Annotated in this window: 16 protein-coding genes; 6 read left to right on the top strand and 10 right to left on the bottom strand. The window is 65.9% G+C overall.

The annotated features are described in order from the left end of the window. The first annotated feature begins 36 nt into the window (after window positions 1-36). The 3 genes from ettA (at window position 37) to metF (ending at window position 3,814) form a co-directional block, all read left to right on the top strand. The gene (gene ettA, locus GGQ64_RS02730) at window positions 37-1,686 is read left to right on the top strand and encodes an energy-dependent translational throttle protein EttA (protein ID WP_183798675.1); all 1,650 of its coding nucleotides are present in this window, start codon (window positions 37-39) and stop codon (window positions 1,684-1,686) included. Between the two features lie 192 nt (window positions 1,687-1,878). Beyond that, window positions 1,879-2,880, top strand: coding sequence for a metalloregulator ArsR/SmtB family transcription factor (locus GGQ64_RS02725; protein WP_183798672.1), 1,002 nt, complete (start codon window positions 1,879-1,881; stop codon window positions 2,878-2,880). Window position 2,881: 1 nt separating this feature from the next. Next, window positions 2,882-3,814 carry a methylenetetrahydrofolate reductase [NAD(P)H] gene (metF, locus tag GGQ64_RS02720; protein WP_183798669.1) on the top strand — a complete coding sequence of 311 codons (933 nt, stop codon included), beginning with the start codon at window positions 2,882-2,884 and terminating at the stop codon, window positions 3,812-3,814. A 478-nt stretch (window positions 3,815-4,292) separates the two neighbouring features. Here metF and GGQ64_RS02715 read toward each other — a convergent pair whose 3' ends face one another. The 6 genes from GGQ64_RS02715 to GGQ64_RS02690 form a co-directional block, all read right to left on the bottom strand. Next, window positions 4,293-5,228: a DMT family transporter gene (locus GGQ64_RS02715; protein WP_246422236.1), complete on the bottom strand. Its 936-nt coding sequence runs from the start codon at window positions 5,226-5,228 to the stop codon at window positions 4,293-4,295. Window positions 5,229-5,478: 250 nt separating this feature from the next. After that, entirely contained in the window at window positions 5,479-6,699 is a 1,221-nt protein-coding gene (locus GGQ64_RS02710; RefSeq protein ID WP_183798666.1) for a lytic murein transglycosylase, read from the bottom strand. Between the two features lie 141 nt (window positions 6,700-6,840). Next, window positions 6,841-7,617 (bottom strand): glycoside hydrolase family 25 protein, encoded by a 777-nt coding sequence (locus tag GGQ64_RS02705; RefSeq protein WP_183798663.1) that lies wholly within the window; start codon window positions 7,615-7,617, stop codon window positions 6,841-6,843. 175 nt (window positions 7,618-7,792) lie between these two features. Continuing rightward, window positions 7,793-8,449 carry an outer membrane protein gene (locus tag GGQ64_RS02700; RefSeq protein ID WP_183798660.1) on the bottom strand — a complete coding sequence of 219 codons (657 nt, stop codon included), beginning with the start codon at window positions 8,447-8,449 and terminating at the stop codon, window positions 7,793-7,795. Window positions 8,450-8,585: 136 nt separating this feature from the next. Further along, the gene (locus tag GGQ64_RS02695; protein ID WP_183798657.1) at window positions 8,586-9,278 is read right to left on the bottom strand and encodes a class I SAM-dependent methyltransferase; all 693 of its coding nucleotides are present in this window, start codon (window positions 9,276-9,278) and stop codon (window positions 8,586-8,588) included. Further along, on the bottom strand, window positions 9,278-10,525 hold the full coding sequence (locus tag GGQ64_RS02690; RefSeq protein ID WP_183798654.1) for a BtaA family protein: 1,248 nt from the start codon (window positions 10,523-10,525) through the stop codon (window positions 9,278-9,280). The genes GGQ64_RS02695 and GGQ64_RS02690 overlap by 1 nt, the downstream gene beginning before the upstream one ends. Window positions 10,526-10,734: 209 nt before the next feature. Here GGQ64_RS02690 and GGQ64_RS02685 point away from each other — a divergent pair, with 209 nt between their 5' ends. Beyond that, on the top strand, window positions 10,735-12,117 hold the full coding sequence (locus tag GGQ64_RS02685) for a serine hydrolase domain-containing protein (RefSeq protein ID WP_425488479.1): 1,383 nt from the start codon (window positions 10,735-10,737) through the stop codon (window positions 12,115-12,117). A gap of 4 nt (window positions 12,118-12,121) precedes the next feature. Here the strand turns inward: GGQ64_RS02685 and GGQ64_RS02680 are convergent, their stop codons facing one another. From GGQ64_RS02680 to GGQ64_RS02665, 4 genes are all read right to left on the bottom strand, one after another. Beyond that, on the bottom strand, window positions 12,122-13,030 hold the full coding sequence (locus GGQ64_RS02680) for a lytic transglycosylase domain-containing protein (protein WP_183798652.1): 909 nt from the start codon (window positions 13,028-13,030) through the stop codon (window positions 12,122-12,124). A 135-nt stretch (window positions 13,031-13,165) separates the two neighbouring features. Next, the gene (locus tag GGQ64_RS02675; RefSeq protein ID WP_183798649.1) at window positions 13,166-13,801 is read right to left on the bottom strand and encodes a LysE family translocator; all 636 of its coding nucleotides are present in this window, start codon (window positions 13,799-13,801) and stop codon (window positions 13,166-13,168) included. A 100-nt stretch (window positions 13,802-13,901) separates the two neighbouring features. Next, window positions 13,902-15,116 carry a pyrophosphate--fructose-6-phosphate 1-phosphotransferase gene (locus GGQ64_RS02670; RefSeq protein WP_183798646.1) on the bottom strand — a complete coding sequence of 405 codons (1,215 nt, stop codon included), beginning with the start codon at window positions 15,114-15,116 and terminating at the stop codon, window positions 13,902-13,904. Window positions 15,117-15,247: 131 nt separating this feature from the next. Beyond that, window positions 15,248-16,147: a DMT family transporter gene (locus GGQ64_RS02665; RefSeq protein WP_343059392.1), complete on the bottom strand. Its 900-nt coding sequence runs from the start codon at window positions 16,145-16,147 to the stop codon at window positions 15,248-15,250. 225 nt (window positions 16,148-16,372) lie between these two features. On the opposite strand from GGQ64_RS02665, the gene GGQ64_RS02660 reads away from it, so the two are divergent. Continuing rightward, window positions 16,373-17,086, top strand: a complete 714-nt coding sequence (locus tag GGQ64_RS02660; RefSeq protein WP_183798640.1) for a J domain-containing protein — start codon at window positions 16,373-16,375, stop codon at window positions 17,084-17,086. Beyond that, a complete protein-coding gene (locus tag GGQ64_RS02655; RefSeq protein ID WP_183798637.1) occupies window positions 17,083-17,859 on the top strand; it encodes an N-acetylmuramoyl-L-alanine amidase in 777 nt (258 codons plus the stop codon). Before GGQ64_RS02660 ends, GGQ64_RS02655 begins: the two co-directional genes overlap by 4 nt. The last annotated feature ends 105 nt before the right edge of the window (window positions 17,860-17,964 follow it).

Genomic DNA, 17,964 nt, shown 5'->3' with positions numbered 1-17,964 from the left:
GCGGGCAAATTTCTTCCGATGCGGAGCACACGCGGTATGGCACGTCAGTTCATCTATCACATGGCCGGGCTCAACAAGGCCTATGGCAACAAGAAGGTCCTGGAGAATATCCACCTGTCCTTCTACCCGGACGCCAAGATCGGCATACTCGGTCCGAACGGGGCCGGCAAGTCGACCGTTCTGCGGATCATGGCGGGGCTCGACAAGGAATATACCGGCGAGGCCTGGGTGGCGGAGGGGGCGACCGTCGGCTACCTGCCGCAGGAGCCGCAGCTCGATGCGTCCAAGAACGTGCTCGAGAACGTCATGGAAGGGGTCGCCGGCAAGAAGGCAATCCTCGACCGCTACAACGAGCTGATGATGAACTATTCGGACGAGACGGCTGAAGAGGGCGCCAAGCTGCAGGACATCATCGACAGCCAGAACCTCTGGGACCTGGAGAGCCAGGTCGAGATGGCGATGGACGCGCTGCGCTGCCCGCCGGGCGACGCCGACGTCGCCAACCTCTCGGGCGGCGAGAAGCGCCGCGTCGCGCTCTGCAAGCTGCTCCTGGCGCAGCCGGACCTCCTGCTTCTCGACGAGCCGACCAACCACCTCGACGCCGAGACGATCGCCTGGCTGGAAAAGCACCTGCGCGAATATCCGGGCGCGGTGATGATGATCACCCACGACCGCTACTTCCTCGATCACGTCACCGGCTGGATCCTGGAGCTCGACCGCGGCCGCGGCATTCCCTATGAAGGCAACTATTCGGCCTATCTGCAGGCGAAGGCCAAGCGGATGCAGCAGGAAGGCCGCGAAGAGGCCACGCGGCAGAAGGCGCTCTCGCGCGAGCAGGAATGGATGGCGTCCAGCCCGAAGGCTCGGCAGGCCAAGTCCAAGGCGCGTATCCGCGCCTATGACGAACTGGTCAAGGCGGCGGCCGACCGTCGGCCCGGCGACGCGCAGATCGTCATTCCCGTCGGCGAGCGTCTCGGCCAGGTGGTGATCGAGGCGGAGAACCTGACCAAGTCCTACGGCGACCGGGTGCTGATCGAGAATCTCACCTTCAAGCTGCCGCCCGGCGGCATCGTCGGCGTCATCGGCCCGAACGGCGCCGGCAAGACGACGCTGTTCCGCATGATCACCGGCCAGGAGACGCCCGACAGCGGCGAGATCCGCGTCGGCGAGACGGTCGATCTTGGCTATGTCGACCAGAGCCGTGACGCGCTCGCGGGCAACAAGACCGTCTGGGAGGAGATCTCCGGCGGCAACGACGTCATCAAGCTCGGCAGGCACGAGGTCAATTCGCGCGCCTATTGCGGCGCCTTCAACTTCAAGGGCGGCGACCAGCAGCAGAAGGTCGGCACGCTGTCCGGCGGCCAGCGCAACCGCGTGCACCTCGCCAAGATGCTGAAGGCCGGCGGCAACGTCATCCTGCTCGACGAACCGACCAACGACCTCGACACAGAGACGCTGGCAGCACTCGAGGATGCGCTCGAGAATTTCGCCGGCTGCGCGGTCATCATCAGCCACGATCGCATGTTCCTCGACCGGCTGGCGACCCATATCCTGGCCTTCGAAGGCGACAGCCGCGTCGAATGGTTCGAGGGCAACTTCCAGGATTACGAAGAGGACAAGATCCGTCGTCTCGGTCCGGATTCGGTCAACCCGAAGCGCGTGACCTACAAGCGCCTGACGCGCTGACACGCCGTCCGCCATCGCCGTTTTATCGGGCGCAGCATGCAGATCGCGTGCTGCGCCCGATGCGTTTTCGCCCGCAGCTTTTTGAAGGGAATCGGCGCGGATTTGACCCTTCACGAAGAATACGGCTTGCGCTCCTATAAATCATGACATAAACATATCTTTATGTCTTGATTGGCGGTGACGGGAGGGTACGTGGCAAAGCTGGGCTTGGACGACATTGTAGAGGTTCTGAAGACGGCCGGCGAGTCGACCAGGCTGCGGCTGCTTGCGTTGCTCGCCCGCGGCGACCTGACCGTGACCGACCTCACGGACATCCTGGGCCAGTCGCAGCCGCGCATTTCGCGCCACCTGAAGCTTCTCGCCGAGGCGGCGCTGATCGAGCGCTACCAGGAGGGTGCTTGGGCTTATTTCAGGCTCGCCCATGACGGTTCGGCGGTTGCGCTGGCGCGGCTGCTTCTGGAGCAGACCGATACGGCCGATCCGGTGTTCAAGCGCGACGCCGAGCGGCTGGACGTGCTGAAGCGGGCGCGGGCGGAGAAGGCGCAGGCCTATTTCAGCCGCAACGCCGCCGAATGGGACGAACTGCGCCGGCTGCATGTCAGCGAGGCGGAGGTCGAGGCGGCCCTGCTCAAGCTCATCGGCGAGGAGCCGGTCGAGGCGTTTCTCGATCTCGGCACAGGCACAGGGCGCATCCTGCAACTTTTCGAGGGCCTGTACCGGCGCGGCGTCGGCGTCGACGCCAGCCGCGACATGCTGGCGGTGGCGCGCGCCAACCTCGACCGCGCCGGCATCACCAAGGCTTCCATTCGCCATGGCGACATCTTCAACCTGCCGCTTGAGCGCGACGAGTTCGATGTGGTGACGATCCATCAGGTGTTGCATTTCCTCGACGAGCCGAGCTCGGCGATCGCGGAGGCAGCGCGCATGCTGAAGCCGGCCGGTCGGCTGGTGATCATCGACCTGGCGCCGCACGGGCTGGAGCACTTGCGCGACGAGCACGCCCACCTGCGCCTGGGCTTCTCGCACCAGCTGATGCAGGAATGGCTGGAACAGGCCGGGCTGTCGCCGGAGCAGACCATCGACCTCACCCCGGCAGGCGCCGGGGCCGATGCGCTGACGGTGACGATCTGGTTGGCGCGGGACCAGCGCGCCGCGGCTGCCGAACCCCTCATCGCCATCGGCCGGAGACATTGACATGACGATCGCCACGAACTCCGACCCGAGGTACGCCGGCCGTAGCAGGGGGCCGAAGCTCTCCTTCGAATTCTTTCCGCCCAGGAGCGGTGAGGCTGAACAACTGCTCGGCGAGACGATCGAGGCGTTGGCCGCCTATGCGCCGGATTTCGTCTCTGTCACCTATGGGGCAGGCGGTTCCACCCGCGGGCCGACGCTTGCCACCGTCTCGCGGATCCTGCGCGAAACCTCGCTTCCGGCAGCCGCGCACCTCACCTGCGTCGGCGCCACGAAGGCGGAGGTCGCAGCCGTGGTCGACGAGTTCCGGGCCGTGGGCGTACGCCACTTCGTGGCCCTGCGCGGGGATCCCGCCGGGGGCATCGACGCTGCCTACGAGCCGTCTCCGGACGGTTATGCCAACGCCGCCGAGTTGGTCGCGGGCCTGAAGGCGATCGCCGACTTCGAGATTTCCGTGTCGGCCTATCCGGAAAAGCATCCCGAAAGCCGCGATGTTGCGGCCGACATCGACATACTCAAGCGCAAGGTCGATGCCGGCGCCACGCGTGCCCTGACCCAGTTCTTCTTCGACAACGATCACTATGCGCGCTATCTCGACCGTGTGCGGGCGGCGGGCATCGAGATCCCGATCGTTCCCGGCATCCTTCCGGTCCACAATCTCGGGCAGGTGCAGAAATTCGCCGGGCTCTGCGGGGCCAGCGTGCCGCAGTGGATCGCCGATCGTTTTGAGCCGCTCGCCGACCGCCCCGAGGCGCGGGCTGCCGTCGCGATCGAACTCGCCGCACGGCAGGTGGACGGCCTGATCGCACTCGGCGTCGAGGAGTTCCACTTCTATACGATGAACCGTTCCGCCCTCGTGTCGGCGGTCCTCGACCGCGTCGGCATAGAGCGCGACGATGCCGGCAAGCAGGGCAGGGCGGAAGGCGCCGCTGCCTAAGAGGTCTTGTCGCTGGAAACTGCGGCTGAGCTGGATCCGACGGCACCGTTTGCCGGCATGCCTGGGAACGAAAAAAACGCATGGCACTGTGGGCCATGCGTTTTCTTAAACTAGTCTCTGCGTTTTGGTCCTTGTGGACTACGCTGCCGTCACATGAAAATCATGCTGGCGACGAAGAGGAACGCGGCACTGATCATCAGAACATTCAAGGAATGTGTGATACCCATCGGCTTACCTCCCTTGCGTTGCGGGCTGATAATAGGTCGGAAAAATCCGTTTTGAAAAGTTTTTTGTGTGTTGCATTGCGGCATCACTGGGCTTGCCGCCAGTTTTCCACAATTCTAAACGGCTGATCTTAAAAGCTATTTCTGCCTGAACATGCCTTCACGAAATCTTCACCTCGGTTAACGGCGGTGATCACGATTTCGTAGACGAGAACGGTCGAGGGCAGAATCAGTTCCATTCCGGCACGCCGGTCCTACGCCCTCGTCCACCGGAACAGGCGTCCGTCGAGGATGACGAGGCCGAGCAGGACGAGCAGCATGCCGGCGGCCACCGGCAGCGAGATGCTTTCGCCGAGGAAGACGACGCCTGCGAGGATGGCGCTGGGCGGCACGAGCAGGGTCACGAGCGAGGTGTTGGTTGCGCCGGCGGCCGCCATGATCCGGAAGAACAGGATGTAGGCATAGGCGGTGGACAGTAGTGCCAGCGCCAGGACGGCGAGCACCACGCCCAGCGGCGGCATCGGCAGCGACCAGGGCTGGTCGACGATGGCCGCCAGCGGCAGGAGCACGACGGTGGAGGCGGTGAGCTGACCCGTCGCCGTCACCGGCGGGGCAACGCCGCGGAAGCGCTTTCCGTAGGTGGCGGACAGCCCGTAGCTGGCAGCGGCTGCGACCGGGAGAAGCAGGGCCCAGAGTGGCGGGCCGTCGCTGCCGCCGGCAAAGGGCGCGAGCGCGCGCGGCCCGACCAGGACCGCGGTGCCGAGCAGGCCGACCAGGCAGCCCGCCATCTTCGCCGTCGACATCTTCTCGTCTTCGGTCAGCCGGTTGGCGATCAGGACCGTGAAGATGGGCGTCGTGGCATTCAGGATTGCCGCCAGCCCGGCGCCGATCTCCGTCTGGCCGGTGAAGATCAGGATGTGGGGGATGACATTGTTCAAGAGCCCCATGGCGAGGAACTCCCGCCAGCGCAGCCGGAGCGTCTCGTAGACCCCGTGCCGGCCGCGCAGGTAGAGGTGAAGGGCAATCGCGGCGATTGCGACACGCAGAAGGACGAGGGTGACGGGCGGAATGTGCTGGACGGCGATGCGGGCGAAGAAGAACGAGCCGCCCCAGATCAACCCGAGCAACACCAGCAGGGCCCAAGTCCTTGCCGTCATCGTCTGCGGATGCACCGCGGCTGCCTGGTTCATTGCGCTTTTTCTCCCACGGACGCTCCGGCGCCGAACCGGCGGCATAATGCACCGAACGAGGCCTGCCCACCCGATTCGGTCATCGTTGCCGGCGACGGGCCGCGATGCAATCTCGAATTGTCGGACAGGATCGGGGTTTTGGGGAAATGCGAGGTGGATGAGGTCGAAACGCCATGGCGTGTCGGACGACCGCAGGAGAAAACGGGGCGTTGCCGGGGCCGGAGTCGAGAAGCCGCCCCGGCCGGCCGGCTCAGAGCGCGCCGAGCAGGGCCGGGGTGGCCCAGCCGTCGGCTGGCAGGCCGAGGCGGAGCTGTTCCTTCTGGATCGCCGCCCGCGTGCCAGAACCGAGAATGCCGTCAATCTTACCGACGTCGTGGCCCAGTTCGGCGAGGCGCGTCTGCAGCGCCTTCATGCCGCCGTCGTCGAGACCCGTTTCGGGTTCGCCCTTCTGGTAGGGTGGTGCGCCGGCGAGGCGGGTGGCGAAATAGGCGGCCGAGGTCGTGTAGATGAACGACTGGTTCCATTCCAGGTAGATGTTGAAGTTCGGATAGGTGATGAACGCCGGGCCCTTGCGGCCCTGCGGCAGCACCAGCGACGCGGCGAGGCCGGAGAACTCGGTGTTGCCGTCGCGCGGCGCAACGCCGAGGGCGAACCAGTCGCCGGCGGTCATGCCCGACTGCAGGCCGGTCCGCTCGAAGGGAAGGATCTCGGGCACCGAGACTTCCTGGATCCACGGCTGGCCCCTGGTGAAGCCGAGATGCTGGATGAACTTCGCAGCCGTCAGGATCGCGTCCGGCGCGCTACTCTTGACGTTGATGTGGCCATCGCCGTCGCCATCGACGCCGAAGGCGATGATGTCCTTAGGCAGCATCTGCACCTGGCCGATCTCGCCGGCCCAGGCGCCGGTCGTCGTCGCCGGGTCGAGGTCGCCGTGCTGGACCATCTGGATCGCCGCGATCAGTTGCGGGCGGAACAGTTCCGGGCGGCGGCAGTCGTGGGAGAGGGTGACGAGCGCGTTGCGTGTGTTGAAGTCGCCCTGGACGGCGCCGAAATCCGTCTCCATCGCCCAGAAGGCGGCGATGACGGCGCCGGGCACGCCGAACTCCTGCTCGGACCGCTGGAAGACGTTCGAGAGTTCCTGGAGCTTCTTGCGGCCGATATCGAGGCGCGACTGGCTGACCGTGCGCTTCGAGAATTCGAGGAAGGTCTGGCGGAAGACGCCCTGGGCGCGGTCGTGCGACAGCACCTTCGGGTCGATCGCGGCCCCCGCAAGTGCGGTGTCGATGGCGTTGCCGGGGATCTGCTTTGCCGCTGCCTCCTGGCGCACGCCGTCCAGGAAGGCTGAGAGATCGCCGCCGCAGGCGACGGCCGGAGCCTCTGCCTGAGCCGGGGCCTGGGCCTGTTGGGCGAGCGCCGTGCCTGAGAGGAAAAGCGCCGCCAGGGCGCCAATCGGCAGGAATCGCGGTTGCATATGCGGGGATCCTTTCATTCGGTTGTCCCCGCTTCTCAAATTAATGTGACGGAAGCAAGAAGCAAAAGTGCGGTGCCCGCCTGCCGTGCATCAATCTGCCGTGAGCCGGGGTATGTCTCGTCAATCCCGCGGGCCGCGGCCTCAGCGCGAGACCTGCGCCACCCAGCTCTTCCAGTTCTGGTGGGAGCCGGCATAGACGTTGATGTCGGTGTCGCCCTTGATGCCGGGCACGATGCCGGTGCTGGTGTACTGCCAGAAATGCCATTTGCGGCCATAGACGTTTTCGGGGTGATCGGCGACGGCGCGCAGCCACAGCGGATACTTGGCGAAGGCGCCGACCATGTTCTCGCGGTGGAAATCGACGGTCGTATAGATGATCGGCCGCTTGCCGTAATGCGCCTCCAGCCGGTCGAGGAAACGCTGCAGTTGGGCACGGACCTCCGCCGGCGGCGGGCGCTTGCGGCAGGTGGGCGACATCGGGTTCCATTCCGCGTCGAGAACCGGCGGCAGCTGCACTGCGGTCTTGGGCACGTTGCGGATGAACCAGTCGGCCTGTTCATCCGGCGTCGAGCAGAAATAGTAGAAATGGTAGGGTGCGTGCGCGATGCCGGCTGCGCGGGCGCCGCGCCAGTAGGCATCGAAGGCCCCGTCGATCCGGTCCTTGCCTTCGGTCGCCTTGATGAAGACGAAGGAGACGCCCGATGCCTTCACTGTCGGCCAGTCGATGTTGCCGTTCCACTTGGAGACGTCGATGCCGTGGACCTCGTGGTGATGCGGAGTGCGATAGCCGAAGTCCTGCGGATCGCTGTCCTTGAAGCGCGGCTTGATCGGCGCCGTCGAGACGAAGTCATAGTCGGTCGTGGAGCACGATGCCGTGAGAAGGGCAAGGGGCAGGAGAGCCAGAAGAAGCCGACGCATGGGTGTCCCGGGTTTGGCGCGTCCCCCTCGGACGCGGCGCAGAAGATGCGCGGCGATACTGCCTCACCGGCAGGATTCGGTAAAGGGCGGAACGGCACTTGCGCCACGCATCGGCGATGCACGGCGCAAGTAAGAGCTCTGCATGTCCGGCGTTTCTAGCCGGGCAGGCGTCCGGTCAGAACTTCCAGCCGACGCCAAGCATCACGTCGCTGCTCTTCAGGTCGGTGTTCACGCCCATCAGGTCGGCATCGCCGTAGTCGGTGTAGCGATACTCGGCGCGGCCGATGAAGTTGTCGGTGAAGGCATGCTCGAAGCCCGCGCCGATCGTCCAGCCGTTGAAGGTCTTGCTGTCGCTGTCGCCGGTCTCGCGGTCGCGCAGTTCGGCGTTGGTGAAGGCGTAGCCGCCGGTTGCATAGACCAGCGAGCGGTCGAAGGCATAGCCCATGCGGGCGCGCAGCGATCCGCCCCAGTCGGTCTTCAGCTCCATCGGGATGCCGCCGAGGTCGAACTTGTCCTCGTTCCAGTCGTACTTCACGTCGCCTTCCAGGCCGATGACGAAGGGGCCGGTCTGGTAGTTGTAGCCGGTGTAGCCGCCGAGCGCCCATCCGTCGAGGCCGGGGCTTTCGGAGATGCCGGCGTCGTCCACCTCGGCATCGCCCCAGCCATAGCCGGTCTGGGCACCGACATAGAAGCCGTTCCAGTCATAAACACCGGAGACTTCCTCGATGACCGGCGCTACGGGGGCCTCCGGCGGCGCCATGTCGGCGGCGAGCGCGCCGGTCGCAGAGGCCGCGATCGCGAGTGCTGCCGCTCCGAGCGTGATTGATTTCATGGTTGTCTTCCTTCTGCTTCGAACGTGCCGACACGACCCCTTCGGAGTCGACACGGATACAACCCCTCAGCGCCCAAGAGGTTTCACAGAAAGACGAGCAAAATCGGGCAGGTGCCGCGCGCGGCGGAAAGCCCGGCTATCCGGGCATTCTGGCAATCGAGAGCCACGCATAGCCGCCATAGGGGGTCTCGGAAGCCACAATTGCGCCACGCCGCGCGGCCGCCTCGGCGATCACGTCCAGGAGATCCGGTCGCGGGGTGACGTGGAAGCGGGCAAGCCAGCCCTGCAGCAGACGGCGGAAGGCTGCGGGAAGGCGCTCCTGCTGGCCGAAGTCGACCACGTGCAGCGAACCGCCGGGGTTGAGCGCGTCGAACGCACGCTCGACGGCGTCGCGCCAGGCCGGGATCATCGACAGCGAGTAGGAAATGACAACCCGGTCGAAACCGGTCTCGCCGAAATCGGCGGCCCGGAAGGCGGTGGCGTCGGCTGCGCGCAGAACCGGGCGCGTGCTGCCTGTGGCTGCGAACTTCTTCTCCGCCGTCTCCAGCATCGCCCGGGAGATGTCGAGGCCGAAGAAGCGGGCATCAGGGTAGCGCCTTGCCATGCAGGCGATGTTGCGGCCGGTGCCGCAGCCGACCTCCAGGACCGACTGCCCGGTGCGCGCGTCGAGCCCGTCCATCAGCCGGTCGCGGCCGAAGAGATAGTATTTGCGCGTCAGGTCGTAGACGTGCCGCTGGTAGCGGTACTGGCGGTCCATCTTCTCGGCATGTGCCGCATCGAGGGCGCCGTCGGGCACGGCTGCGGAAAGCGCGAGCTGCTCCCGGCTCATCAGGGCTTCTTCCGGTAGATGTGGAAACCGCCGTAGATGGCCGAGCGGTCCTTCATCCCGAGTGCTGCCGAGCGTTCGCGCTCGTAGGTCCAGAGGTCGAGCAGGCGGGCGGAGACCTTGCCGCCGAGGATGCTCTTCTCGGCGGCAGTGCGGAAGATGACGACGGCGTCGGGGGCTGCGGTGCGGGTGATCTCCGTCCAGAGCGCGTTCAACTGCTCCTCGTTCATCCAGTCCTGCGCGTCGAGCAGGACGTAGCGGTCGACGGAGGCGGCGGGCTTGGCGGCCAGGAGCTCGGTGAAGTTGGCATGATGGACGCGGACGCGGCCGGCATTGTCGCGGATGGTGCTGTAGTTTTCCGCCCGCAGGTAATCGGGCAGGGTGCCTTCGTAGCGCGACGGATAACGGCGGCCGAAGGCCTGCCAGGCGAAGTAGTTCTCCTTCAGCGGGAAATGGCAGGCGAGCTTCTCCAGGCGCTGGCGCAGAACAGGGGCCAGCGAGCGGCCGTCGTTGACGCTGGCGAGTTCGTCGAACTGCTGCGGCGGAATGCCGAGGCCGAACAGCGAAGCCTTGCGCGAGGTCATCCAGCGGATCAGCGGGCGATCGAAGAGGGGGGCGATGCGGGTGTCGAAGAACTGGCGCTGCTCGCGCAGCGACCGGCACTTGACGAACTCGCGCGGGTCCAGCCCGTGCAGCCTCGCCACCACATGGCCGAGCAGGATGAAGCGGCCGAGCAGGCCGGTGCGGTAGATGTTGCGGTTGAAGACGCCGATGCGGCGGCGCCCGCGCAGGTCGCGGCCGTTCCAGTAGTCGCGGGTGGCGTCGTCGAGCCGCGGCTCGAGGAACAGGTGGTAGGCTTCGCGGTTGGAAGCCATGTGATCGCCGCCGAGGAAGCGTGCCACGTCGGCATGGGACGGCATGTGGCGGAAGGCTGCGAGCTTCAGCCGGTTCAGGGCGATGTGGTGCGGGTTGAGGTCGACGACGTCGATGCTCTCCGGCGTGCGCGTCAGATAAGCCAGCATGTTGCAGCCGCCGGAGCCGATGGTGACCACACGGTGGCCGGCGCCAAGCGCCATGGCCTCCATGTCGACGGCCGGATCCTCCCAGATCTGCGGATAGACGAGGCCGGTGAAGAGCAGGCCGAAGAGACGCTCCGACAACCCTTCGAGCGAAAGCGCGCGATGCTGCAGCAGCGCCGACTTCAGTCTCTCGTTGCGTCCGTAGCCTGCATTCCTGGCGAGTTCGCTCATGACACCGTTCCGTCCTTCAGGGGCTTTCGGGGGAGATATCTGCGTCGCGCAACAGTTTGATGACCGGATCTGTGCATTGTCATGTAGCCTTCACGGAACGGCGGCAGTCGGGCCACCATGACAAATCCATGACGCTGAAAGGACTTTTCTTGCCGGCCGATTCCTGATTGTCTGCGGCCGGACGAAGGGTCGCCGACCAGGGGAGACGCATGGGCCGGTATCTGCGGATCGTTGCAAGGACAGTGCTCGGGGGTGCGGTCTTCCTTGCTATTGCCGGCAGCTGGCTGATCGTCAGCCCGCCTGAACTGCTCAGAGTCGGCTCCGGCTATGCCGCCAAGATCGTCTGCTCGAACGTCTTTCTGGCCGGGCGGGATCCGCAGGATGTGCTTGCGACGGACGTGCAGGCGCCGGGGCATCCGCTGCTGCGGTTGATGCGCCAGTCGGTGGACCGCGAGGAAAAGACCGTGACGGCGTCGCTGCTCGGCATCTTCGCGCCGGGGCATGCGGCCTACCGCGAGGGCTTCGGCTGCACGGGCGTTCCCGACGGGGATTTCGTCGCCGCGCGACAGACGGTCGCGGACGTGCCGCTGCCGCCCGTCGCAGCACCCCCGCCCGACCGCCCCTGGCCCGAGGGACAGGGCGAAAGTCACGACCCCCGCCTGGAGCCCATCCTGGCCGATCCGGCCCTGCTCGGGCCCGGCGTCCGCGGCGTGGCGGTGATCCACAACGGGCGGCTCGCCGGCGAGCGCTATGGCGAGGGCTTTTCCGCGCAGACGCCGCTTCTCGGCTGGTCCGTGACCAAGACGGTGAATGCCGCCCTGCTCGGCCGATTGATGCAGGACCACCGGCTGTCGCCGACGCAGGCGAACCTCTTTGCGGAATGGAACGGCGACGCACGTGCCAGGATCACGATCGCCGACCTGCTGGCGATGCAGAGCGGCCTCGTCTTCAACGAGGACTATGGCGAGGTCACCGACGTCACGCAGATGCTGTTTCTCGAAGCCAACATGGCCCGGTTCGCGGCCTCGTTTCCGCTGTCGTCCAACCCGGGCGAGACGTTCAGTTATTCAAGCGGGACGGCGATCCTGCTTTCGCACGTGTTCATGAGCGCGCTCGGGGACCGCTGGCGTGCGCTCGCCTATCCGGCGGCCGCGCTGTTTGCGCCGCTCGGCATGAAGAGCGCGCTGATGGAGACCGACGAGACCGGCATCTTCGTCGGCTCGTCCTACATGTATGCCACGGCGCGCGACTGGGCGCGGTTCGCGCAGTTGCTTCTGAACGACGGGACATGGAACGGCAGGCGGCTCTTGCCGGAGGGATATGTGGGGGCGATGGGAACGCCGTCGTCGGCATCCGGCGGCGCCTACGGGCAGGCGCAGACGTGGATCGACGGGCCGGGGCGGGAGCCCGATTCCCGCTACGGTCTGCCGGACGATACGTTCTGGATGCTGGGCCATGACGGCCAGGCGATCGCGGTCATCCCCTCGCGCAACATCGCTGTGATCCGGCTGGGGCTGACGCCCTCGAGGCTGGGATATCGGCCGCAGGAACTGGTGCGGCGGGTCGTCGAAGCGCTTGAAGCGGCGGACTGAGGGCCTATTTCAGGCCGGTTTCCTCGAGAAGGCCCTTGCGCTTGGCGGTGTAGTAGTAGCCGCTCGCATAGAGGCGCACGGCGCCGTCGTGCTGGTTGTCGGCCACCATCCACGCGCCACGCAGATATTTCGCAGCGTACTTGATGTTGGTCTCGGCATCGAACAGGCCGTCCGGCGTGCCCTGGTAGCCCATGCCCTTGGCCGTGTTGTAGCGGATCTGCATGAGGCCGTAGTTGCCCTTGCTGTAGGCCTTGGGATTGTAGCGGCTCTCGCGCTTGATCACCCGGTGCAGCAGCGCCTCGGGGATCTCGTAGATGGCGGCATACTTGGTGACCAGCGCATCAATCGGGGTGCCGGATTTCTCGAAGGTCTGGCTGTCCTGCACAAGGGCCGTGCGCATCGGGCTTGCGGCAAAGGCGGTTGCCTGAAGCGTGGGCTTGGCGATGGGGACGATCTCGTGGGAGGCGACGAGCTGCTCGAGGCCCTCCGGTTCGCCGGTGTCGAAGCCCGGTTCCATCACCGCCGCCTCGAAGGAGGCCGGCATGAACTTTCCGGAGCCGGGATTGGAGGGCGCCGGTGCCGCGGCCGGGGCGCTGGCTTGCATCTGCGTCGCCTGCGGGGCCGCCGCAGCGGCGATCGCCATCTCGGCATTCGACTCGCGCGTCGTCTCCACCACCGCGGCAAGGGCCTGTGCGCCGCCGTTCTCGGCCGCCGCGGGATCCGCGATCGGTGCCGGCAGGGCGTAGGCGGACATTTCCGTTCCGGGCTTTGCTATCGGTATCACGGTTCGAACCGCAGCCAACTCTTCCGCCGGCGTTTCGATCACGCTTGCGCAGCCGCCAATGGCGAGCATCGCCATCGCGCAGCCTGTGGAGAGAACCTGCCTGCTGCGGATCGGGAACCTGTGTGCCATCAGTCGCTCTCGTCTTGCCTGGAGGCCCGGAAATCCGAGGGATTCGGGCGCGGCTGCAAATCAACGGCGCTTCGACCGTGCTTCGTCCATTAACCTATCGTCAGGGTTCCGGCAACCCGCAGGCAGTGCTGCCGGTCAGGCGCTGGCCCGGCGAAGGCCCGCCGTCAGCAGCCCGGCGCCGATCAGGAGCGACCCGCCGACGCGGTTGACGGCCCTCTGGACGGCCGGTTTGCGGATGGTGCCGCGTGCCGCCGACGCCATCAGGGCGTAGGTCGTGGCGTTCAGCGTCGCCAGCACCAGGAAGGTGATCTCGAAGATCACCATCTGCGGCAGAACCGGCCGTGACAGGTCGAGAAACTGGGGCAGGAAAGCCACGAAGAAGACGATGCTCTTGGGGTTCAGCGCCGTCACCACATAGGCATGGGCGAAGATGCGCAACGGCCGCTCCTTATGTGCCGCGCCGTCCACAGGGTCGCCGCTGCTCACGACGGGCGCGCGCCAGAGCTTGATACCGAGCCAGACGAGATAAGCGGCGCCCACCCATTTCAAGACGGTGAAGATGACGGCCGAGGTCGCCAGCAGCGCGCCGAGGCCCAGCATGGAGGCCGTCATGGCGGTGAAGTCGCCGAGAGCGACGCCGGCGACCGTCGCTCCCGTCGTCTTTCGGCCGTGGCCGAGCGCATAGGAGATGACGAGCAGGATGGTCGGGCCGGGAATGGCCAGCATGATGGCGGATGCGGCGGCAAAGGCCAGCCAGTGTTCGAACGACATGAAAACTCCCCCGAAGCGGTCGCGTCGGGGGAGCAAGCCATGGGCGCGGTGCCCCGTCAACAGGATTCGGCCACGGTGGCGACCGGGCCGGAGGGCCGTATCAGCCGGCCGGCTTCCACTTCTGGCCGATCGCGTCCATTACCTCGCCGAACCATTTCGCGCCGGTATCGAAGCGCTTGCCGCCCTTGATGCGCGGGAACTCGATCGTTCGCAGCTTGCCGTTCTGCCCCTCGTCGTGGCCGGTGACGCCGGAGACCTTGTTGAGCGCGCTTTCGACCGCAAGGTCGACCATACTCTGGATCAGGCGCAGGTCGTCGCCGTTGGCGGGTGCGGAGCGGGCATAGTAGCCCGACTTCTGCACCATGGCCCGCTCGGCGCCGAGAAGGGCGGCAAACTGCTTGGAGAACCAGTTGCCGACATTGATCGTGTCGATCTTCACGTGACCGAAGGCGTCGCGCTTGACGGTCTCGCCGGCGGCTTCGCGCTCGGCGACGATGGCATCGAGGCAGGCGCCCTCGGAGACGAACAGGGTGACGAAGCCGTTCTTCTCCATCACCTTCTTCAGCCGGTCGGCCTCGGCCTCGAGGTCGAAGGCCAGTTCCGGCAGGTAGAGGCCGTCGATGTTCTTCAGCGCCTTGTCCATCAGGAAGCCTTCGACATATTCGTTGGCCGAGGTCTTCTGGATATAGGCGCGGGCGGTCGCGGCCGTCAGCCAGCCGCAATGGCGCCCCATGACCTCGTGGACGACCAGCGTTTTGGGCGCCGCGCTCTGCTCGTTGGAGACGTTGTCGAAGAAGCCGGCGCCGACTTCGGCGGCCGTCCAGGCGCCGAGCGACTGGCGGATCGGCACGATGTCGTTGTCGACGGTCTTGGGCAGGCCGACGACGGTGAGGTTGTAGCCGTTGGCGCCGAGATAGGCGGCGAGGTCGGCTGCGGTCGTGTTGGTGTCGTCGCCGCCGATCGTGTGGAGGATGGTGATGCCGTCGGCGGCAAGGCGCTCGGCTGCGACGCGCAAGGGGTTTTCGCCTTCCTTGACGAGGCCGCGCTTGACGCAGTCTGCCGCGTTGGTGAGCTTCACGCGGCTGTTGCCGATCGGCGAGCCGCCATAGCGGTGAAGCAGGTGCGCCTTCTCGCGCATGGCCTTGTCGATCGCGATGCGATCGGCCAGCAGCAGGCCCTGGTAGCCGGAGCGATAGGCGACGAGTTCGATGTCCGGCGCGACGTCCGAATAGCGCTCGATGAGCCCGCCCACTGCGGAAGAGAGGCAGGGCGCAAGGCCCCCTGCGGTGAGCATCGCGACTTTCTGCTTGGTCATGTTACCTCCTCGCCGAGCGATCCGGTCAGTCGGCGGATGTCTAGCCCAGATTCCCCGGCAGGGGAATCACCGATCGGGTTTTATCCGCCGCGGATGACGAAATGATGCGTCTAGCTAGATGCGTTGGCCGATCAGGCGCGGCTGCCGGCAGGGACGGCGCGCGAAATCTTCGCCTTGCGGCCGAGCCAGACGACGAAGGCGACGGCGAGCGCGAAGCCGACCGTCTCGGGACCGACGGCCTCCTTGAGCAGGAGTGCTGCTATCGCCAGCGTCACGAAGGTCTGGAACAGCTGGATCTGCGCCACCTGGGCGATGCCGCCGAGCGCCAGGCCGGCGTTCCAGAAGATGAAGCCGCCGAACATCGACATCAGCCCGAGATAGAGCAGGGCGGCGCTTTCCGCAGCACCGGGGTCGTGGATGCCGCTGCCGGCAAACAGGATCGCGCCGGCAAACGTCAGCGGCGCGCAGAGCACCAGCGCCCAGCCGATGACCTCCCAGCCTGGCAGGACGCGGGCCAGCTTGCCGGACAGGACATAGGAGAAGGAGGCGGACACGGCGGCAAGCAGCAGCCAGACGTCGCCGGGACCGAGATGGAAGCCGCCTTCGCGCAGCGAAAAGGCGATGACGAGCACGGAGCCGGCGATACCGCAGAGCCAGAACAGCGCTCCCGGCCGCTCCCCGTCGACGAGGGCTGCGAAGATCGACGTCAGGAGCGGCAGGACGCCGAGCACCACGCCGCCATGGCTTGCCGGAATGGTCTGCAGCGCGATCGAGGAGAAGATCGGAAAGCCGAAGACGGCACTGACGCCGACGCCGGCCAGCGCGGGCAGGTGGGCGCGCGGGAAGGGGCGGCGCAGGATGGCGAGCGCTGTCCCTGCCGCAGTTGCCGCGATCGCCGCGCGGCCGAAGGTGATGAAGAGCGGGCTGAAGCCTTCGAGCGCGACGCGCGTCATGGGCAGCGTGGCCCCAAAGATGGTCACGCCGAGCAGGCCCAGCAGCATGCCGGCCGCCTGATTGGACAGAACGCGCACCGTATTTCCTTCCGAAGCCTTCCCGTTCGGCCTTCCTGCTCGCATCCGCCGGCGGCCCCGTCAAATCGAATGACGTGATCGGTCGATCACCAATTGGAATGCGTCCACTTGTTGAGGGCCATCAAAATTGTGTTATGCTAGCAGGAAATGACGGGGCGGTGACTTGCTTTCGCCGCAGATGTCTGGTCAAGATCACTTTATGTTCTCACACACGGACCGATGCTGATGCCTTCCATTTGGGATCGACTGCTGAGCATGGTCGCCGACGCGGCCTGCAACGCGCTCTCCAGCGTTGTCGAAGCCGTGCGGACGCTTCTGGAAGGCGACCCGGAAACGCGGCGCCAGGTCTCGTTTTCCATCGCCATGATCGCGCTGTCGGCGAAGATGGCGAAGGCCGACGGCATCGTGACGACGGCGGAGGTCGACGCCTTCCGCGACGTGTTCAAGTTTCCGGCCGACCAGGCCGCCAACGTCGCTCGTCTCTACAACCTCGCCCGGCAGGACGTCGCCGGCTACGAGGCCTATGCCGAGAAGATGGCGGCGCTGTTTGTCTCCTGCGAGCGGGGCTGCCCGATCCTGGAGGACATCATCGACGGGCTGTTCCACATCGCCAAGGCGGACGGACTGATCCACGACAAGGAAATGGCGTTCCTGTCTCGGGTGGCCGAGATCTTCGGCATGGCGTTCGAGCGGTTCGAGCAGATCACCGCACGCCATGTCCATGTCGACGGGCGCGATCCCTACAAGGTGCTCGGCGTGTCGCCCCAGGACGACTTCCCCACCATCCGCAAGCGCTACCGCGTGCTTGCCTCGGAGAACCATCCCGATACGCTGATCGCGCGCGGCGTGCCGTCCGCGTTCCAGCGGATTGCGAACGACCGCATGGCCGTCCTCAACGCCGCCTATGCCGAAATCGAGAAAGAGCGCCTTGCGGCATGACCGCGTTCACTGCTGACTATCCCGGCGCTGCGGTGGTGCCGTCGCCGAACCATGGCGAGCGCGCCGGCGGGCGTCGGCCCGACATGATCCTCCTGCACTATACGGGCATGCCGAGCGCCGACGGGGCGCTCAAATGGCTCTGTTCGGAGGAGAGCCAGGTCTCCAGCCACTATTTCGTCCATGAGGACGGACGCGTGCTGCAACTCGTGCCCGAGGGCCGCCGGGCCTGGCATGCGGGCAAGGGCCAGTGGAAGGGCGAGGCGGACATCAACTCGTGCTCGATCGGCATCGAGATCGCCAATCCCGGCCATCCCGGCGGCCTGCCCGATTTCGCCGACGCACAGGTCGCAGCCGTCGCCGAACTTTGTCTCAACTGTGGCGAAAGATGGGGGATCGTGCCCGAACGGGTGCTGGGTCACAGCGATGTCGCCCCCATCCGCAAGGTCGATCCGGGCGAAAATTTCCCCTGGAGGCGCCTCCATGAGGCCGGCGTTGGTCACTGGGTCGAGCCAGCTGCCATCACCGGCGGGCGCTTCTTCCAGCGTGGCGACCAGGGTGCACCGGTGGAGGCGCTGCAGGCGATGCTGTCGCTATATGGCTATGCCACGGAAATCAATGGATTATTCGACGAAGGAACGGAAGGCGACGTCGCCGCTTTCCAGCGTCATTTCCGTCCTTTGCGGGTCGACGGCATCGCGGATTTCTCCACGATCGACACGCTTCACCGGCTGCTGAAAAGCTTGCCAGACCGGTCCGATCCGGCGCTGTCGTGATCACGAAATATTTCATTCATTAATATAAGTTTAGCGTTTCGCCACATCCTGACCGGAAAGGGGATGTCTTTTCCCCCTGCCTCCGAACCGGCGGGCGCGGGCTGC

Origin of the sequence: Mycoplana azooxidifex, from assembly GCF_014196765.1 — a bacterium.
GTDB classification, from domain to species: domain Bacteria; phylum Pseudomonadota; class Alphaproteobacteria; order Rhizobiales; family Rhizobiaceae; genus Mycoplana; species Mycoplana azooxidifex.
This window is presented reverse-complemented; position numbering and strand designations above follow the sequence as displayed.